General features: G+C 74.3%; 16 protein-coding genes. 2 read left to right on the top strand and 14 right to left on the bottom strand.

Annotation, left to right across the window (positions count from 1 at the left end; all coding sequences use genetic code 11):
- Positions 1–13: 13 nt before the first annotated feature.
- From ACFQRF_RS12875 to ACFQRF_RS12860, 4 genes are all read right to left on the bottom strand, one after another.
- Positions 14–955: a cysteine peptidase family C39 domain-containing protein gene (locus ACFQRF_RS12875; protein WP_379871286.1), complete on the bottom strand. Its 942-nt coding sequence runs from the start codon at positions 953–955 to the stop codon at positions 14–16.
- Between the two features lie 61 nt (positions 956–1,016).
- The gene (locus ACFQRF_RS12870) at positions 1,017–1,931 is read right to left on the bottom strand and encodes a hypothetical protein (protein WP_379871285.1); all 915 of its coding nucleotides are present in this window, start codon (positions 1,929–1,931) and stop codon (positions 1,017–1,019) included.
- Positions 1,932–2,939 carry an alpha/beta hydrolase gene (locus ACFQRF_RS12865; RefSeq protein WP_379871284.1) on the bottom strand — a complete coding sequence of 336 codons (1,008 nt, stop codon included), beginning with the start codon at positions 2,937–2,939 and terminating at the stop codon, positions 1,932–1,934.
- Positions 2,940–3,080: 141 nt separating this feature from the next.
- Positions 3,081–3,734 (bottom strand): response regulator transcription factor, encoded by a 654-nt coding sequence (locus ACFQRF_RS12860; RefSeq protein ID WP_379871283.1) that lies wholly within the window; start codon positions 3,732–3,734, stop codon positions 3,081–3,083.
- A 301-nt stretch (positions 3,735–4,035) separates the two neighbouring features.
- Between ACFQRF_RS12860 and ACFQRF_RS12855 the strand changes: the two genes are divergently transcribed.
- Positions 4,036–4,182, top strand: a complete 147-nt coding sequence (locus ACFQRF_RS12855; protein WP_379871282.1) for a hypothetical protein — start codon at positions 4,036–4,038, stop codon at positions 4,180–4,182.
- 33 nt (positions 4,183–4,215) lie between these two features.
- Here the strand turns inward: ACFQRF_RS12855 and ACFQRF_RS12850 are convergent, their stop codons facing one another.
- From ACFQRF_RS12850 to ACFQRF_RS12820, 7 genes are all read right to left on the bottom strand, one after another.
- Positions 4,216–5,700, bottom strand: coding sequence for a condensation domain-containing protein (locus ACFQRF_RS12850; protein ID WP_379871281.1), 1,485 nt, complete (start codon positions 5,698–5,700; stop codon positions 4,216–4,218).
- A 15-nt stretch (positions 5,701–5,715) separates the two neighbouring features.
- Complete coding sequence (locus tag ACFQRF_RS12845) at positions 5,716–7,173, bottom strand: MATE family efflux transporter (protein WP_379871280.1); 1,458 nt, start codon at positions 7,171–7,173, stop codon at positions 5,716–5,718.
- A 126-nt stretch (positions 7,174–7,299) separates the two neighbouring features.
- Positions 7,300–8,169: a hypothetical protein gene (locus tag ACFQRF_RS12840; RefSeq protein WP_379871279.1), complete on the bottom strand. Its 870-nt coding sequence runs from the start codon at positions 8,167–8,169 to the stop codon at positions 7,300–7,302.
- Positions 8,166–8,444 carry an acyl carrier protein gene (locus tag ACFQRF_RS12835; protein WP_379871278.1) on the bottom strand — a complete coding sequence of 93 codons (279 nt, stop codon included), beginning with the start codon at positions 8,442–8,444 and terminating at the stop codon, positions 8,166–8,168. Before ACFQRF_RS12835 ends, ACFQRF_RS12840 begins: the two co-directional genes overlap by 4 nt.
- A gap of 59 nt (positions 8,445–8,503) precedes the next feature.
- Positions 8,504–9,814 (bottom strand): type III PLP-dependent enzyme, encoded by a 1,311-nt coding sequence (locus ACFQRF_RS12830; protein ID WP_379871277.1) that lies wholly within the window; start codon positions 9,812–9,814, stop codon positions 8,504–8,506.
- The gene (locus tag ACFQRF_RS12825; protein ID WP_379871276.1) at positions 9,804–11,270 is read right to left on the bottom strand and encodes a preATP grasp domain-containing protein; all 1,467 of its coding nucleotides are present in this window, start codon (positions 11,268–11,270) and stop codon (positions 9,804–9,806) included. Before ACFQRF_RS12825 ends, ACFQRF_RS12830 begins: the two co-directional genes overlap by 11 nt.
- Before the next feature lie 13 nt (positions 11,271–11,283).
- A complete protein-coding gene (locus tag ACFQRF_RS12820; protein WP_379871275.1) occupies positions 11,284–12,216 on the bottom strand; it encodes a 3-oxoacyl-[acyl-carrier-protein] synthase III C-terminal domain-containing protein in 933 nt (310 codons plus the stop codon).
- A 317-nt stretch (positions 12,217–12,533) separates the two neighbouring features.
- Here ACFQRF_RS12820 and ACFQRF_RS12815 point away from each other — a divergent pair, with 317 nt between their 5' ends.
- Positions 12,534–13,259: a tyrosine-protein phosphatase gene (locus ACFQRF_RS12815; RefSeq protein WP_379871274.1), complete on the top strand. Its 726-nt coding sequence runs from the start codon at positions 12,534–12,536 to the stop codon at positions 13,257–13,259.
- Between the two features lie 36 nt (positions 13,260–13,295).
- On the opposite strand, the gene ACFQRF_RS12810 is transcribed toward ACFQRF_RS12815, so the two are convergent.
- The 3 genes from ACFQRF_RS12810 to ACFQRF_RS12800 are packed head-to-tail and all read right to left on the bottom strand — an operon-like array spanning position 13,296 to position 17,394.
- Positions 13,296–14,348 (bottom strand): alcohol dehydrogenase catalytic domain-containing protein, encoded by a 1,053-nt coding sequence (locus tag ACFQRF_RS12810; RefSeq protein ID WP_379871273.1) that lies wholly within the window; start codon positions 14,346–14,348, stop codon positions 13,296–13,298.
- Entirely contained in the window at positions 14,345–16,201 is a 1,857-nt protein-coding gene (locus ACFQRF_RS12805; protein WP_379871272.1) for a cellulase family glycosylhydrolase, read from the bottom strand. Before ACFQRF_RS12805 ends, ACFQRF_RS12810 begins: the two co-directional genes overlap by 4 nt.
- A complete protein-coding gene (locus ACFQRF_RS12800) occupies positions 16,198–17,394 on the bottom strand; it encodes a DegT/DnrJ/EryC1/StrS family aminotransferase (RefSeq protein WP_379871271.1) in 1,197 nt (398 codons plus the stop codon). The genes ACFQRF_RS12805 and ACFQRF_RS12800 overlap by 4 nt, the downstream gene beginning before the upstream one ends.
- Between the last annotated feature and the right edge of the window lie 148 nt (positions 17,395–17,542).

Genomic DNA, 17,542 nt, shown 5'->3' with positions numbered 1-17,542 from the left:
ACCGGGGCGCGGCTCACGCCAGCAGGTGCGCGGTCAGCTCTTCTTCCAGGTCGGCGAGCCGGTGCAGCAGCCGGGCGAGTTCGGTGAGGTCGCCGGCGCTCGCGGCGCAGTACGCCCGTCCGAACTGCTGCGCCTGACGATCGCACATGCCGGCGGCTTCGGGGCGATCGTGGGAGCGGAAGAACTCGGCGTAGTTCCCGGCCCGGGCCGCCGCCAGCGGGAGTTCGAAGCCGACGAGCCGCTCGACGGTCGTTTTGGTCAGGTGGTCGGCCCCCGCTCGCAGGGCCGCGGCACCGGTCGGCCATGGGGCGCCGGACGTGTGCTCGTAGTCGGCGCGGAACGCGGCCAGGGCGGTCGCCCCGACCTCCGGGGTGCGGACGCGCTCCGGTGAGTGCCACAGCTGGTAGCTGCCGCGCCGGTAGTCGATCTCCTCCGCGCGCCAGGCCGCCAGCAGGGTGTCGCGGTCCAGCCGGACGTGCGGGTAACCGCCGGGGTCGTGCAGCAGCAGGTGATCGTCCTCGATGGCGTAACCGACCACGTAGTGGTCCACTCCGGCGGGCGGACGGAACAGGTGGTAGTGCAGCGCGGAGTAATCCACCGGGCCGAGCAGCACCGGACCGCGCGGCAGCAGTTCGGCGAGCCGCCGCCACGCGGCGTCGCCGGTGCCGTCCCGCTCGACCCGGACGTCGAAGCCGAGCCGCTGCAGCGCATGGTCGACTCCGACGTCGGGCGGGACCTGGCCGAGCACCAGGATGTCGCCCGGGAGCAGGATGGCGCCCAGGCCGACACCGCTGAGCGCCTCCACGAGGTCACTCGACACGTCGTGGCCGTGCGCGGCGAGCAGCATGCTCACCCCGTCGGCGTAGCAGTACTCGCGCCGGCCGCGGTAGGGCGGCGGATGCGCACCGGGCCGGCCGGCGGGAGGCGGGCGGTTCGGGTCGGGCGGGAGGGTCATCGTGCTGGCCTCGGCTTTCGGTGGACATCGGACCGGGAACGGCGGGACGCCGCGCGGCGGCTCAGTCGAGCAGGTCGGTGGTCAGTTCGTCTTCGAGGCGGGCGAGCAGCCGCAGCAGGGAGGTGAACTCGGGACGGTCGCCCCGCGCCCACGCCCAGTACGCCTGGCCGCACACGCGCGCCTTTCGTTCGCACACCTGGGCGGTCCCCTGGCGGCCGTGACCGTGGAAGAACTCCGCCAGCAGCTCCGCCCGGGCCGCCGCCAGCGGCAGCTCGAACCGGGCGAGCCTGGTGGCGTTCTGATCGGAGAGGATGTCGGCTCCCGCGCGGATCGCCGCGGCCCCCACCGGCCACGGCGCCCGCGCGGCGCAGGCGTGGTCGGCCCGGAACCCCGCCATGGCGGCCTCGGCGAGCGGCGGCCCGGCGCCGAGGCGCTGCGGGCTGTGCCACATCTGGTTGCGGCCACGGCGGAACCGGATCCGTTCGGCGCGCCAGGCCGTCAGCAGCGGATCCCGGTGAACGGAGGCGTGCGGGTAGCCGCCGGGGTCGTGCAGCAGCAGGTGATCGCCCTCGACGGCGTAGCCCACCACGTAGCGTTGCGTGTCGGCCGGCACGCGGCCGGTGTGATAGGGCAGCGCGGCCAGGGTCAGCGGGCCGAGCAGCACCGGACCGTGCGGCAGCAGTTCGGCGAGCCGCCGCCAGGAGTCGGCTCCGCTGCCGTCCCGCTCCACCTGGACCACGAACCCCAGCCGGTTCAGCGCCCGGTCGATGCCGGTATCAGGGGAGACCTGGCTGAGGGTCAGGGCGCCATCCGGGTGCAGCGTCGCGCCCACGCCGATGCCGGTCAGGATCTCGACGTGCTCGGTGGGAACGGCGTGGCCGTGCCCCGCCAGCAGCATGCCGACGCCGTCGGCGTAGCAGTGGCCGCGGCGGCCGCGGTAGGGCAGCGGTGGCGGACCGAGATCGTGGGTCTGCACTCAGGTCCTCCCGGGGGCGCTGGGCACCTGCGTCTCGGCGTCGTCCGCTCTGGCCGCCGGCCGGCGTCCGGCGGACGCCGGGGCGGACAGCGCCTCGCGCAGGGCGCCGCAGACGGAACGTTCGACCGCGCGCGCGGCGGGCAGCGCCGCGGACATGCCGAAGAAGCCGTGGAACAGGCCGTCGGCGCGCAGGGTGGTGGCGGGTACGCCCGAGGCGGTCAACCGGTCCGCGTACGCCTCCCCCTCGTCGCGCAGCGGGTCGTACTCGGCGGTGACGACGAGCGCCGGCGGCAGCCCGGCGAGGCTGGCAGCGCGCAACGGCGAGGCGTGCGGGTGCGCGGCCTCCCCGGGCGAGGCGAGGTACTGCTCCCGGAACCACGCCAGGTGCCGGGCGGTGAGGAAGTAGCCCTCGGCGTTCTCCCGGCGGGACGGCAGGGTGGAGAGGAAGTCGGTCTGCGGGTAGATGAGCAGCTGGAAGGCGATGGGCGGGCCGCCCTGCTCCCGTGCCAGCAGCGTGCTGACGGCCGCGAGGTTGCCGCCCGCGCTGTCACCGGCGACCGCGAGGCGGGCGGGGTCGGCGTCCAGGGCGTCCGCCGTCCGGTGCACCCACCGGACGGCGGCGTGGGCGTCGCGCACCGCGGCGGGGAACCGGTGCTCGGGGGCGCGCCGGTAGTCGACGGACACCACCACGGCGCCCGCTCCGTCGGCGAGCAGCCGGCAGACGCCGTCGTGGGAGTCGAGCCCGCACAGCACGAATCCGCCGCCGTGGAAGTAGACGATCACCGGCCGGGGGGAGCGCCCGGTGTGCGGATGGTAGACGCGGACGGGGATCTCGGGGTGCCCGGGGACGGCCTGGTCGCGAACCCGGGCCATCGGCGGTCCCTCAGGGAAGCGGGCGGCGGAGTGCACGCGGCGGGCCTCGCTCGCCCGGGTGACTGTTCCGCCGAGGTCGGGGTAGGCCGCCGTCATCAGTTTGAGGACGAGTGCGGTGGTGCGGTCGAGTGCCATTGCCCGCCTTTCGTTGCGGACGCCTCGGTTCGGCGCGGTAACGGACCGGCCGGTGTCATGGCCAAAAAAATTCACGGCGGGTGTCATGGGGAACGACCGCGTCGTGAGTCGAGGGCGCTTCGGCCATTCGGGGATCGGGGACTATCCAGACCGGGAGAAATCTATGATTCCGGTTTTCAGGGCGGTCATCACGGCCGCGGTGCGGTTCGGTGATCCCAGTTTCAGCAATACGCTGGTGACCAGACGCTTCGCGCCGTGCTGCGAGATTCCGAGCCGGGTGCCGATCTGTTTGTTGCTCAGGCCCTCGGCCAGCAGTTCCAGGGTCTGGCGCTCGCGGCTCGTCAGCGACACCGCGCAGCGCGACGCGGGGGCGGACTGCCCGCCCACGTGCGCCAGCAGCGACTTGGCGAGCGCGACCGGCATCGGGATGTCGCCGACGGTGATCCGGCGCAGCGTCTCCGACAGCGACTCCGCGGACAGTTCCCGCTGATCCAGGTACCCGTCGACCGGGAGATCGGCGAGGACCTCGGGCGCTCGCACGTCGGACTCGTCGACGAAGAGCAGGATCTTCGGCCGACGGCGCTCACCTCCGGCGGCGATGGCGCCGACGCGGGCGCGCGCGGAGCCGCTGACGATGAGCACGTCGCAGTCAGCGGATCGGACGCAGGTCTCCACCTCCGCAAAGTTTTCACAGTTTCGGACAATTCCCACAGGCGACGAACTTCGGAGCATGTCCTCCAGTCCGCGACGCAGCACCTCATTTTCCATGAAGAGGGCGACGTCCAGCGTCGCCACCCCCGGGGAATTGACATACCGGACGTAAGTGTCCGCCATGACAAGACTCTCCTCATTATTGTTTTTTTCAACAGCGAAGACTTTATACCAACGGCAGGTTCCATTAAAACAACGCAAAGCCCGACGGAGGAATCTCTTCCGACGGCGCGATTAGGGCGACAATTCGCACCGATCCCCGCAAAACCACCGGGACACTCGGCGGTCGAGCCGGTGGTCGGGTGTGGGCGGGTGGAGCCGCGGCCGGTACCGGTCGCGGCTCGCGTTGATAGGGCGAGGCGGACACGCCCGAAACAACGCCGTAATGACCGCCCGTATCGGGTGGAGCGGATCGCTGCACCGCGGCCTCGCCACGGTGGTCACCGACCACGGCGTGCAGGGCCGCATCCTGGGGTACCGGCTCCACTGGTACCCCAGGATGCGGCCCTGCCGCTCGTGCACGGCGCGATGAAGGCCGCGCCGGTCGATCCTTGTCGGGCTCGCGCTAGGCCGCTCCCCCTTCGGCGACGGGAAGCCGCCCGGCCCGGGCCGGTTGCGCGGGCCCTCCGCCGCCCGCCGGTGTGACACCGGTGGCGGCGGGCAGTTCCTCCGGCCCGATCTCGCGCTCGACGGCCGCCACCAGCAGCCGCTCCACGCCCCGCAGCACCTCCTCGATCACCGGCGGCGGAATGTGCCGGGTGTCGGCGCACAGCTCCAGCACCACCGAGGCGGAACGGCCGCTCAGCACGTCGGGGGTGTCCATGAGCACGAAGTACGCGGCCTCCCGTTCCTGCGGATCGGTGGCGGCGAACCGGCTCGCCGGCACCGCCGCCCTGACCTCCTCGGCGGTGGCAGCGGCGGCGACGGCTCCCGGTTCGGCGGGGCGGCGGATGTCGTTGAAGTAGCAGCCCAGCTCGATGGCGGCGCCGCGCGCGCGGCCCGCCTCGGCCACGAGCGAGTCGGCGTCGTCAGGGTCGTAGCGCGCGTTCCGGTACGCCGCCAGGGCGGTGCGGAAGGTGGCCCGGGCCACCTCTTGGAAGGTACCGGCCCTCAGATCGACCGCCACCGGCACCTCCTGGATGGCGTTCAGCACGGCCCGTCTCAGCTCCGGGACGAACCGGTTGCCGACGATGAGCTGCAGCCCGCACCGCGGCAGCCCCGAGTAGGCACCGAGCACGGCGGCGATGGCGGTCAGCGCCACCGCGGAGACCGACACCCGGTACCGGGCGGCGAGCGTGTCCAGCGCCAGCCGCATCGCCCGCGACTCCAGCGCGCCGCTCTGGAAGCGCGGATCGGCGGCGGCGACACCGGGCCCCGGGAACATCGTCGGCGGAAGCCGCGCGAGCTGGGCGCGCCAGTGCCGTAGCGCGGCCTCGTTCAGCGCCCGCCCCCGCTCCGAACGCTCGAAGGCGGCCTCGTCGAGCGGCCGGCGCGCGGCCGGCAGGACCGGCGGCGGCTCGCCCGCCGCGACGGCCGTGAGCGCGGTGCGCAGCTCCTCGATGACGATCCGGCTGGCCGGCAGGTCGGCGGCCACGTGCGGCACGCAGAATCCCAGCCCCCGAGGTGTGCCGTCGACGAGCCCGACGAGCGGCCGGAACGGCGGTTCGGCCGCGAGGTCGAACCCGGTGCCGCACATCTCGGCCTGGTGCGCGAGGAAGAGGTCGCGGGAGTGCGGCTCCTCGGCGCCGTCGGCCAGCAGCACCGCGACGTCGAGCAGCCCGGAGCCGACGACCCGCTGGGTGAGCACGCCGTCCTCGTACCGGAAGAGCGTGCGCAGCGAATCGTGCCGCTCGACCAGCCGGGCGATCTGGGACAGGACGTCCTCCAGCGTCAGCCCGCCGGGCAGCTCGCACCCGAGGGAGTGGTCGTAGAACGCGCTGTCGGGCATGCGCTGCTGGATGAGCCGCCACATCTGCCGCTGTGCCCAGGTGGCCGGCCCTTCCCCCGCGCGTCCGGAGAACGGTATCCGGCGCCGTACGATCCGCACCATGCCTGCGTCTCCTCGCTAGCTCGGGGACCCGGACGCCATGAGCGGGCTGCCGGACCGCTGCAGCCGGCGCACGTAGAAGATGGCCAGGGCCAGCACGGAGACCCCGAGCAGGTTGCTGAACGCGACCACGCGGTAGAGGGCGGTCGGTTCCTGGACGGCCGCGGTGACCAGGGCGCCCACCGCGATGATGGCCGCGTAGTAGATGACGTTCAGCGTGACGGCCAGCGGTCCGGCGCCGGTCTGCTCCAGGATGGTCAGCGAGGCCAGCACCAGGCCCTGCAGCAGGTAGGTGAGGCCGACGATGTGCAGGTAGTGGGCGGTCTGCGCCGCGATCTCGGGGCTGGGCGTCATGAGCTGGGCCAGCAGGTCGCCGCCGAGCCACACCGCCAGCGCCACCGCCAGGTAGATGCCCAGGACGAGTTCCAGGCCGCTGCGCAGCGTCCGGCCGAGCACGTCGAATCTGCCGGATCCCATCTGCTGGTTCATGACGATGGCGGTGGCCGACCCGAACATGATCCCCGGCATGATGATCAGGCCCTGCAGGGTGGCGGCGGTGGAGTATCCGGAGACCACCTCGGGGCCGAAGGGGGACAGCACCCACAGCAGGCCCATGTTGGCGCCGAACAGCACCACGTGGGTGCCGGCCACCGGCACGCCCACCCGGCCGAGCTGGGAGAACGCCGAGGGCTGCCATGGCCGGGGGGTGCGCGGCACCCACAGGCCGGTGCGGCGCAGGAAGAACAGCCCGAGGGCCAGGCCCACCGCGCTGGAGAGCACGCCGGCGAGGGGCACGCTGAGCACGCCCATGCCGGCGCCCAGGCCGAGCACGGCGACGATGCCGAAGTGCACGGCGGCGTCGGTGAGCGTCACGACGGCCGCGGCGCGGGCGCGTCCGTAGCCGCGCAGGCTCGACGAGCACAGGACGGGCGCGATGTGCGACAGTTCGGCGAGCGACATCCAGAACAGGAAGGACTGGAAGTCCGGCCGCGACTCGGGCGCCACGTCCAGGACGTCGGCGAAGAACGGCCCGGCCAGGATCAGCGAGGCGAAGAGCACCACGGCGACGACCGCCCAGATGCGCAGCAGGCTGGACGCCATGGCGAGCACGTCCTGCGGGCGGCCGCGGCCCCTGCTGACGGCGGCCGACACCTGGTTGGCGATCTCGAAGGCCGTGAACACGGCGATGAAGAGGAACCCGATGGGCATGTACAGCGAGCGCACGTACAGCGCCTCGTCGCCCATGCGGCCCATGAGCGCCACCACGCCGACGACCACGAGCAGGTCGACGACCTCGGCGAGGGTCATGGGGCCGGCGAGCGCCAGAACGGAACGGCGGGACGGCGGGGGCGCCGCACCGGGTGGCGGCCCCATCTCGGGAGTGTCGCCGGGCGGGCCGGGCCTCCCCTCCCCCGGCGCATTCCCGGTGTCGACCTCGCGCACCGGTTCGCGCGTGCCATCGCTGTGATCACTCACGGTCGAGCCTTCCCTGGACGGTCGTTCCTGCAACGGTTCGTGGTTTCGGCGGGTCTGGGCGGTGCGCCGCGCCGGGCCGCGGCGCGGGCCGGGTGGGCTCCCGGGCGCGGCACGCCCGTGCGGGGGTCATGCCGGCCGCTCCGCGCCGAACGTGATCTCGTAGGTGTGGAGGTAGCGCAACTCGCGGTCGTAGTCGGCCAGGACCAGACCTCCCTCGCCCGCTCGCAGCGCGGGCAGCTCCCGGGCGAGGGCCGCCCAGATGCCCGTGGCGGGCAGCCCGGACGGCGCGGCACCGGCCTGCCAGTCGGCCGGCACGTCGCGTTCGGGATCCAGCCCCTGGCCGGTGATCGCGTTCCGCCCAGCGCCGTGGGCCTCGCCGAGCAGTGCGGGGACGTCGCGCAGTGCCACGTCGGCGTACTGGCGGGGGGTGACGGTGCCGGCCGGATCGGCCGGGTCCAGCACGAGCGCGGCGACGGCGTCGCGTGCCGGGGGCACGACGCCGTCCGGTAGCGGCAGGTCGTGCAGCAGGACGCTCTGTTCGAGGGCGAGGACGAGCGAGCGGCCGGTGCCCGCCGACGCCGCGTACTCCGCGGCGACGCGCAGCGCCGTGGCCGTGGCGGCGGTGCCCTGTTCGGCGATGCCGAAGGCGAGCGGGCCGCCCGGCAGGGCCTGGGTGAGTGACGGGCCCGGCCAGCCGGGCTCCGGGTCGGGAGTGCTGTGCGCCATGATCACGAGGTCGAAAGGGTCTCCGGCGGTGAACGGGGCCACGGCCTCTCCGGCCATCTCGGTGAAGGAGTTGCGGGTGAGTCCGTCGAAGTAGTCGTCGCCGTGGGTCAGTCCATACAGGCGGGCGAGGTCGGCGAAGTAGATGTGGGTTCCCTCAAGAGTGTAGGTGCGCCCGGGGCCAAAAATATGGTGATTGACCTGGGAGAACGGCAACGTGGCGGCGGTTCGCCCGGTGGTGGTGGGCGGCGCGGCGAGGAACATCGGTCTCACGCCCCCGCCTGTTCGGCCACATACTCGATGAGGGAGCCGACGGTGGCGAAGTGGTGCAGCGCGAGCGTCTCGGGGTCGGCGTGGAAGCCGAACTCGTCCTCCAGCCGCATGAGCAGTTCGAGCGCGGTGGTGGAGTCGAAGCCGAGGTCCTCGAAGAGGCGGGTCTGCAGCGACATCGACGCGGGCTCGCGCCGCAGCATGGCGGCCAGCGCCGCGGTGATGCCGGTCGCGAGCCGTTCGGAGGCCGCTCGCACGTCTTCGGAAGCTGGTGGCATCGTCGGGTCCTCGCCTTCCTGTGGGGGGTGGGTGGGGTGACGGCGTGCGGCCGGCCGGCTCACGTGACGCGCTCCGGCCGCCGTTCGCCAGGGCCGGGAGCCGGTGTGAGGACGTGCAGGCGCTGGCCGCGCAGCAGTTCCTCGGGCCGGTCGCGCTCCCGCACCAGGTACGCCTCGCCGCGGTGCACGAGGACCTCGGCGGGGCGGCCGTGGCCGAGGAACAGCGTGGGCGAGGCGGTGAGCCCGTAGGCGCCCGAGCGCTGCACGCCCAAGAGGTCGCCGGGACGCAGCGGCGGCAACGCGACGTTGCGGCCGAGGGTGTCGTTGGGGGTGCACAGCGGTCCGGTCACGTGCCAGGGCTCGGCGGGTTCCGCGGACGCGCGGCCGAGCAGCCGCAGGGGGAAGTTCCGGCGGACGAACGAGCCGATCCCGACCGCGGCCATGTGGTGGTGGGTGCCGCCGTCGGTGATGGCGAACCGCTCCCCCATGGACTCCTTCGTGTAGCGGACGCCCACCAGATACGTCCCGCAGGACGCGGTGAGGTAGCGCCCCAGCTCCAGCACGAGCCGGGTGTGCGGCCGGCGGGCCCGGAATTCCGTGACGAGCGGGTTGAGCCCGTCGGCCAGCCGGTCCGGGGCGAGGTCGCGTTCGCCGTCGAAGTAGGCGACTCCCAGTCCGCCGCCCACCCCGACGAGCTCCAGGGGGAGATCGAACCGCTCGGCCTGCCGGTCGGCCAGCTCCAGGATGTTGCGGGTGTTCGCCACGATGACGTCCTCGTCGAGGATCCGGGTGCCCAGGTAGACGTGGATCCCGATGAGGCGGACCCCGGCCAGGCCGCGGGCCAGCGCGACGGCGTCGGCGATCTGCGCCTCGTCGATGCCGAACTGGCGGGGCCGGCCGCCCATGGCCAGGCCGGCCCCGCGGGTCTCGAACGCGGGGTTGACGCGCAGCGCGACGGGGACGCGGACCCCGCGGTCGCGGCCCAGCTCGTCGATGTCGCGGAGTTCGCCGAAGGACTCGCACAGGATGGCGTGCACGCCCTCGTCGACGCACGCCGCCAGCTCGGCGCGGCTCTTCCCGGGGCCGGGGACCATGATCTCCCCGGCGGGCACGCCCGCCCGGCGCGCCGTGAGAAGTTCGGCGAGGGAGGACACCTCGGCGCCCGCGCCGAGCGCGTGCAGCAGGGCGCAGACGGAGACGTTGGGGTTGGCCTTGAGCGAGTAGCGGATCTCCAGCGCCGGGTGCAGCCGGTCGCGCAGGCCGCGGTACTGCTCGGCGAGGACGTCGCCGTCGTAGACGAACAGCGGGGTGCCGAACCGGCGTGCCAGTTCGGTGAACGGGATGGACTGGATGCTCGGGTCAGGTGTCACGCCGGTCTCCTGAGGTGAGGGCGTGCAGCCGGGCGGCGATCTCGGTGTCGATCGCGGCCAGCCGTTCGGCCGTGTCGGCGACGACCAGTCCGTAGAGCCGGCCGTCGAAGGAGGAACCGGGCGGGCCGCCCTCGGGCGGGGCGGCCGCGTTCACCGTCGCGTGGTTGGTCACCAGGAGCCCGGCGGGCGCGCCCGGTGTGAGCAGCAGCCCGCCGAGCGCGTCGCGCAGTTCGGCGAACCGCAGCGGTGTGCGCAGCCGGAGCGGGTAGTGCCGGGTGAGGGTGGTGCGGTCCGGTCCCACGATCAGGTCGTGCAGGGGTGCGTGGTAGGTGGACATGTTGTTGCGGGCGTTGATCTCGATGACCTGGTGGAGGCTGCCGTCGGGCTGCACCAGGGCGTCGACGCCGACCACGCCGTGGTAGCCGTCGGCGTGCAGCAGGGCGCCGAGCCGCTGCGCGGCCTCGGCCAGGCCGGTGTGCTGTGCGGCGGTCAGCCGGGCCGGGGTCCGGTGTCCCAGGTGGACGCCGTCGCGGGTCAGCGCCTCGCGGACGAAGTCGAACCGCACCGTGCCGTCGCGGGCGACGGTGAAGTGGTAGTTGAGGTCGGTGCTCTTGGCGACCCACTCCTCCACGACGACGGCCACCCGCTCGCTGCCCGCCGCCGCGGCGCGGTCGGCGACCATGCGGTGCAGCCGGTCCAGCCGGCGCTCCTCGGCGACCACCGCGAGTCCGCTGCCGGAGACGCCGAACGCGTCCTTGACCACGACCCGTCCGCCGGAGGCGAGCACCGTGCGCGCCCAGGCGACGGCGTCGGCGAGTTCGGCGAGCGTCTCGCACGCGCGCCCGGCGGGCTGGCGCAGCCCCGCCGTCTCGGCGGCGCGGCGGCTGTAGATCTTGCTGTTGACCGCCTTGCACACCGCGGCGGCGGGCGGCAGCGGCCGGAGGGAGGTCCGCTCGGCGAGCCGCTCCTCGGGCCGGGAGAAGCCGTGCGGCAGCAGCCGGTGTCCGGCGGCGGCGAGGCGGCCGAGTTCGGCGAGCAGGGCGGGATCGTCGAGGACATCGAGGGTGACCGTGCGCTCCGGACGCTGCCGGGCGGGGGCCAGCACGGTCGGGAGGTCGAGGCCGAGACCGGACAGGTGGCCGAGGTGGTCGGGGTCGGGTGCGGTCTTGAGGACGACGTGGTCGGCGCCCCCGGCGAGCAGGAGGGCGAACTGGTCCAGGCGGTACACGATGGCCCGCCCGGCCGCGAACCGGAGCCGGGGCAGGCCGTGCTCGCCCACGGCCCACTGTTCCTCGACCTCGAAGTTGCCCAGGTGGACGAGGGGCGTGTCGGCGCCGCCGGTGAGGGCCGTGCGCAGGCGGCGGGTGAAGGGGGCCGGGGGCTCCGGCCGGCCGCGGTGGTCCGGGCCGTCCTCGGCGGTCCGTGCGGCGTGGCCGGAGGTGGCGGGGAGGGTCACCTGCTCCACCTTCCTAGTGCCGGAAGACCATGGCCGAGAAGGTCGCCCCGAGGCCGACCGCGGTCATGAGATAGTGGTCGCCGGGCCGCAGCAGGCCGAGTGCGCTCGCCGACTGGTGGTTGATGAAGGAGTCGGCGCAGAAGCAGTGCCCGGTGACCGGCAGGTTGTCGAGGAAGATCCGGTCCCGGCCCAGGCCGGTCATCTTGGCGACCCGCAGCCAGGAGATGAGGTTGACGTTGTGCGGCAGCACGAGGTCGATGTCGCGGGGTTCCAGGCCGGCCTGGCGCACCGCGGCCAGTACCACCTCGGCCAGGGTGGCGGGGTAGATCCCCTCGAACTCCGCGTCGAGCTTCACCGGGAGGAACGGCGCGGCGTGGAACTGTCCCAGCGTCCGGGTGGCGTAGCCGAGCAGCCGGTCGTGGCCGCCGTCGGCCCGCACCAGGACGACGGCCATGCCCTCGCCCATGATCGCGGTGTCGCGGATGAGCTGCGCCGACGGGGTGAACGCCTTCTCTCCCGCGAAGATCAGCGCGAGCGCGTCGGGATCGCCGTCGGCGGCGAGCAGCCGCCCGGCGATGTCCACGGCGAGCAGCCCGGACGCGCAGGCGTGCTGGGTCACGGAGAAGGCCGTGGCACGGCGTAACCCGAGCTCCGCGCACACGTCGTGCAGGGGGTTGAGCGGGTAGGGCGCGCAGAGCTGGATCGTCCGCGGGTAGAGCACGTACCGCACGCGGTCCTCCACTCCACGCAGGGCGTCGAGCTTGCCGGCCGCGGCCAGCATGAGGTCGCGCAGTCCCGAGTCCGGCGCGCGGCGCACCTGGGAGAAGCCGTAGAAGCGCCGGTACAGCGCGATCTGCGCCTCCTCGACGCCCAGTTCGCCGAGGATGTCGGAGACGGGGGTGCTCTCCGGTGGCAGGTAGCCCGCGACCGCTTCCAGACAGGTCATCTGCTCTCCGCATCGTGGTCGACCCGCGGGGGGCGGGGGTGGTGGGATCGTCGCGACGGCGCGCCGGAGCCGCCGGCCGCTGCGGCATCCACCAGCGTCGCTGTTCCGCGCCGCCGGCAGAAGGCTCGGACGGCCGCACGAACGACCTGCCCGAAGAGGGAGGGCGGACGGCCACACGGCCGGGGCGGTGGGATCGTGGCCGGCGCGGCGCTTGGCGCGCGGCGGCCGTGGGCGGGCGGCCAGGAGGGCGTGCGCGCGGGTCGGGCGATGGCCCCGCGCCTCCGCAGGCGGGGGCGGGCGGCCGTAGGGTGGCCCGCGTGAGTCGACACATCGCGTTCGAGCGTCTGCACAACTTCCGGGATCTGGGCGGATACCGGTCCGCCGACGGCCGCACGGTCCGCTGGGGCCGGCTGTACCGGTCCGACTCGCTCGGCAAACTGCGGGACCGGGACGGCGAGCGGTTCCGGGCGCTGGCGATCCGCACCGTGATCGACCTGCGGCGTCCCAGCGAAGTCGAGCGCAGCGGGCGCGTGCCGCACTACGACGGGCTCGCCTACCACAACCTGAGCGTCGAGCACCGGCCGTACGACCAGGCGAGCCTGTCCCCCGAGGTCGAGCCCGTGCGGTTCCTGGCCGACCGCTACGCCGAGCTCGCCCACGACGGAGCCCAGGAGTTGCGGCGCGCGCTGGAGATCATCGCCGGCGACACCGCCCCACTGGTGTTCCACTGCCACTCGGGCAAGGACCGCACCGGGGTGCTGGCCATGCTGGTGCTGGCGCTGGTCGGGGTGCATGACGACGACATCGCCGCCGACTTCGCGCTGACCGGGCTGGCCACCGACCGCCTGGTCGCCGAGTGGCGCGCCGGTTACCCGCATCTGACGCTCACCTGGCCCGCGTACGGCCGCGCCCCGGCCGGGATCATGCGGCTGTTCATGGCCGAGCTGGCCGCGCGGTACGGATCCGTGCGCGGCTACGCCACGGAACGGCTCGGTGTCGGCGACGACCTGGTGGCGGCGTTGCGCGAGCGGCTGCTGCACTGACACCGCCGCCGGACCGCGGCGCGGCCGGCCGCCCCGTCACCCCTGCGCCGGGCCCGTCTCCAGCACCACCTTGAACGCCTCCCGCCGGTCGAACAGCCGGTAGCCGTGCGCGGCGTCGGCCAGCGGCAGCCGGTGGGAGACCACCCGGGAGGGGTCGATCCGTCCACCGGCCATCAGGGCGAGGACCCGGTCGCGGAGCCGGATCGGGTCGCCGACCGTGAAGCGCAGGGTGAGTTCCCCGGCGAACGCGCGGGCCGCGGGGAAGGGCATCGCGTCGGAGTGGTGCGCGCCGACCGTCACGACGGTGGCGCGCGGCCCGGCACCGTCCAGGGCGGTGCGCAGCGCGGCGGCGGAGCCCACCGCCTCGATGACGACCGTCCCGCCGCCGTACTCCGCGGCGGCGGCGAGCGCGGCGCCGAACTCCTCGGGCGGTACCGCGCGCAGACCGGCCGCTCGCACCCGGTCCCGGCGCCGCTCGTCGGGGTCGGCGACCACCACGGTGGCGGCGCCGGCGACGACCGCGCACTGCGCGGCGAGCAGCCCGACCGGCCCGGCGCCCACGACGCCGGCCGCGTCGCCGGGCCGGATCCCGGAGTCGGCGACCGCCGCGTAGGCGGTGGTGAGCACGTCACCGGCGAACAGCGCCTGCTCGTCGGTCACCCCGTCGGGGGTGCGCGCCAGGACGACGTCGGCGTAGGGGACCCGCACGTACTCGGCCTGCCCGCCCGCGACGGACCGGCCGACGACGGTGGAGTAGCCGAACAGGGTGACCTCGGGGCAGTGGTAGTGCCAGCCGCGGGCGCAGCGCCGGCAGCGCCCGCACGCGACGACGTCGGAGGCGAACACCCGCTCGCCGACGGCGAAGGGCACGTCGTGGCCGGCGGCGGCCACCGTGCCGGCGAACTCGTGCCCGAGAACGGTGCCGGGCGCGAAGCCGGGGATCTCGCCGCGGTAGGGGTGCAGGTCGGTGCCGCAGACGGCGGTGCGGGTCACCCGTACCACCGCGTCGCGCGGCCCCTCGACGCGCGGTTCGGCGAGCCCGGTGGCGACCTCGACGTGGCCGGGGCCGCGGTACACGACGCCCTTCACGGTGCGCCGTCCGGGTCGCCGGCCGGGCCGGGGTCCGGGTCGAGGTCGAGGATCCGCCAGTCCTTGGCGTCGAGTCTCAGCCGCAGGCGGCGTCCGCCGGGCAGGGTGAGCCCGGTCTCGACCGGGGCGGGCCGGTGGTTCACCACGACCGCCCGCCGCCGGTCCTGGCTGCGGCCCGTGACCACCTCGACGTCCGGGACGTCGCACCGTGCCCCAGGCGGCACGCCGGCCCAGTCCGCGACGCGCCGGTACCAGCCCTCCCAGGGGGCCGCGGTGAGCCGGCCGGGGCGGTCGAGCTGGCGCTCCAGCGGCATCGTGGCGAACAGGATCCGTCCCGCGCCGTGCCGGCGCGCCAGGACGGCGGGCGAACCGTCGTCGTAGCCGGCGACCGGTTCGCCCGTGGTGGGGCGCACCGTCACCGGCGGCGCCGCGGCGGCGGCCCAGTCGACCTCCCACCGGCGCCCGTCCCACGAGAAGCCCGACCTGCCGTCGGCGTTCAGCGAGAAGTCCACCAGCCGGGCCCCGGCCAGCGGCTCGCCCGGGAAACCGTGCAGGTGGTCGCCGAGGGAGAGGTAGACGGCGGCGCCTCCGGTGGCCGCGGCGTCGATCCGCTCGATGTCGGTGAGGGTGAGGTGGGTGGTGGAGGGGCAGACGATCAACCGGTAGCCGCCCACGTCGCCCGCGACCACGTCGAAGTCCAGGTGGGCGCGCTTCAGCAGCAGGTAGCCGTAGAGGAGGGCGACGGTGCCGACGCCGGCGTCGAGGTAGCCGCCGCCACGGGGCCGGGCGCGTTCGGGGATGTACAGCGCCACGGGAGCCCGGTCCCGCCGGAGCGCGAGCGCGGGGGCGGCGCGGAGCACACGGGCGTACTCGGCCATGGCGGGTTTGGCGCCGCCGTCGGCGGTGTGCAGGCCGACCAGGCGTTCCATGGGACGGTCCCGGTACGGCTCGGCGGTGGAGGTGATGTCGCGCCAGCACCACGGGATGACGCCCTGGGCACCGTTGGCCAGGGCCGACGCGGCGGCGGCCCGCAGGTAGCGGGCCGCCGTGTCCTCGTCGACCCCGTAGCTGCCGAGCTCGTCGACGACGGCCGGCCCGTAGGCGCCGGCGGCGCGGGCGAGGAACGGCGCCAGGTGCGTCGCCTTGACCGAGAGCGTGGACTCGATCGAGCCGGGCGCCCAGGTGGGGAAGCCGTGGGTGGCGACCAGGTCGAGCCCGTCGGCGTTGTCGGGACCGAACACCGAGCGGCCGAGCACGCCGGAGGCGTCGTTGGCCTGGGTGACGAGCGTCCCGGGCCGTTCGGCGCGCAGCGTGGCGGCGATCCGCCGCTGCCACGCGGCCACGTCGCCGGGCGCCAGGAGGGCGGCCTCGGCGGGGTCGACGTTGCCGATCTCGTCACCGAGGTCGAACGCCAGCAGGTCGTCCAGGTCGGCCAGTTCCCGGGCCGCCGCGCGGGCGAACGCCTCCTGGCGGTCGAGCATCTCGGGATCCCGCCACAGGCTGCGCCCGGCGCGCCACGGCAGGTCGAGCCGCTGGCCGTTCATCCAGATGGTGAACAGCGAGACCACGCAGGCCAGCCCCGCGTCGCCGGCCGTGCGCACGGCGGTCCGCAGGCGTGCCAGCATCTCGGGGCGGATGTGGCCGGGTTCGGGGTGGAAGTCGCGCCAGAACACGAAGAGCCGCACCGTGTTCAGGCCGGCCGCGGCCATGTCGCCGAAGTCCGCCTTGATCGCGGTGGGGTCCCAGTCGGTCCAGATCCGGCACCCGGCCCCGGCCGGGTGGTAGTTGACGCCGAGGACGGTGAACGGGCGGCCGTCGCGGCACAGCCGGCCGCCGGTCACGTGGAAGGTCACGGCCGTCCCTCCCCGCTGCGGCGGACGGCGGCGATGAGGGCGTCCGCGGCCAGTACCGCCTCGGCGCCGGTCATCCGGCTGTGCAGCGGCAGGGAGAGCAGCCGCGGGGTCACCTCGTCGGTGACCGGGAGCGGGCGCCGGTCCGAGGCGAAGGCGCGCCGGTAGTGGCTGAACCGGTGAGTGGGCGGGTAGTGCACGGAGGTCTGGACACCGGCGGACCGCAGGTGCGCGCGCACCTCGTCACGGGGCACGCCGGGCGGCAGCAGCACCGCCATCAGGTGGTGGGCGCTGTCGCCGGTACGTTCGGCGAAGGGCACGCCGATGCGGGGCTCGGCGGCGAGCGCCGCCCGGTAGTCCGCGACGAGTCGGCGGCGGCGGGCGCGGTCCGTGGGCAGCCGGCCGAGCTGCACCCGGCCGAGCGCGGAGGAGATCTCGGTGGGCCGGTAGTTGAGTCCGGCGCCGTCCACGTCGTAACCGGCGACCCCGCCGCGGGTACGGTCCCAGGTCGAGGTGGACAGCGCGTGCGAGCGCAGCGAGCGCATCCGCTCCAGGAGGGCGGGGTCACGGGCGACGAGCATGCCGCCCTCGCCGGTGGTCATGTTCTTCGACGAGTAGAAGCTGAAGCAGCCGATGTCGCCGACGGTGCCGAGCATGCCGCCGCCGTCCTCGCCGGAGCGCACGAGAGGGGCGTGCGCGGCGTCCTCGATGAGCGTGACGCCGTGCTCGCGGGCGGCCTCGGCGAGCTCGCCGAGGCGGGCGGGGTGACCGGCGTAGTGCATGGCGACGACCGCCCGGGTACGCGGCGTGATCAGGCGGCGGACCTCGGCCGGGTCGATCGTGAGGTCGTCCGGGGCCACGACGTCGGCGAACACGGGGGTGGCGCCGCTCAGCGCGGTGACCGCCGCCGAGGCGACGAAACTGAGCGATGGGACGATGACCTCGTCCCCGGGGCCGATGCCGAGCGCGAGCGCCGCGAGGTGCAGCGCCGCGGTGCCGCTGCTGACCGCCACGGCGTCGGGCGCGCCGTGGGCCGCTGCGAACTCCCGCTCGAAGTCGCGGGTGACCCGCCCGGCGGTGAGCCACCGGGACCGGAGCACCTCGGTGACCGCCGCGATCTCCTCGACGTCGATGGTGCTGTCGGCCAGGGTGACCTTCCAGACGGGCTCCCCCGCCGGTTCGTCGGCTGCCGTCATTGAGATACCTCCGAGGACATCCCCGCCTGCGGGCGGGAGCGGAATCGGGCTGGTGCGGTGCGGGGCGGCGAAAGCCGGTGCGCCGCCGGGGCGGACCGGCGGCCACCCGCGCGAGCCCGCGGCTGGTCACGGGCTCCCGCGATGCTTC

Source organism: Marinactinospora rubrisoli (genome assembly GCF_042664915.1).
Lineage (GTDB): Bacteria > Actinomycetota > Actinomycetes > Streptosporangiales > Streptosporangiaceae > Marinitenerispora > Marinitenerispora rubrisoli.
The sequence above is the reverse complement of the archived record's forward strand: the minus strand, read 5'-3'. Positions and strand labels throughout refer to the sequence as shown.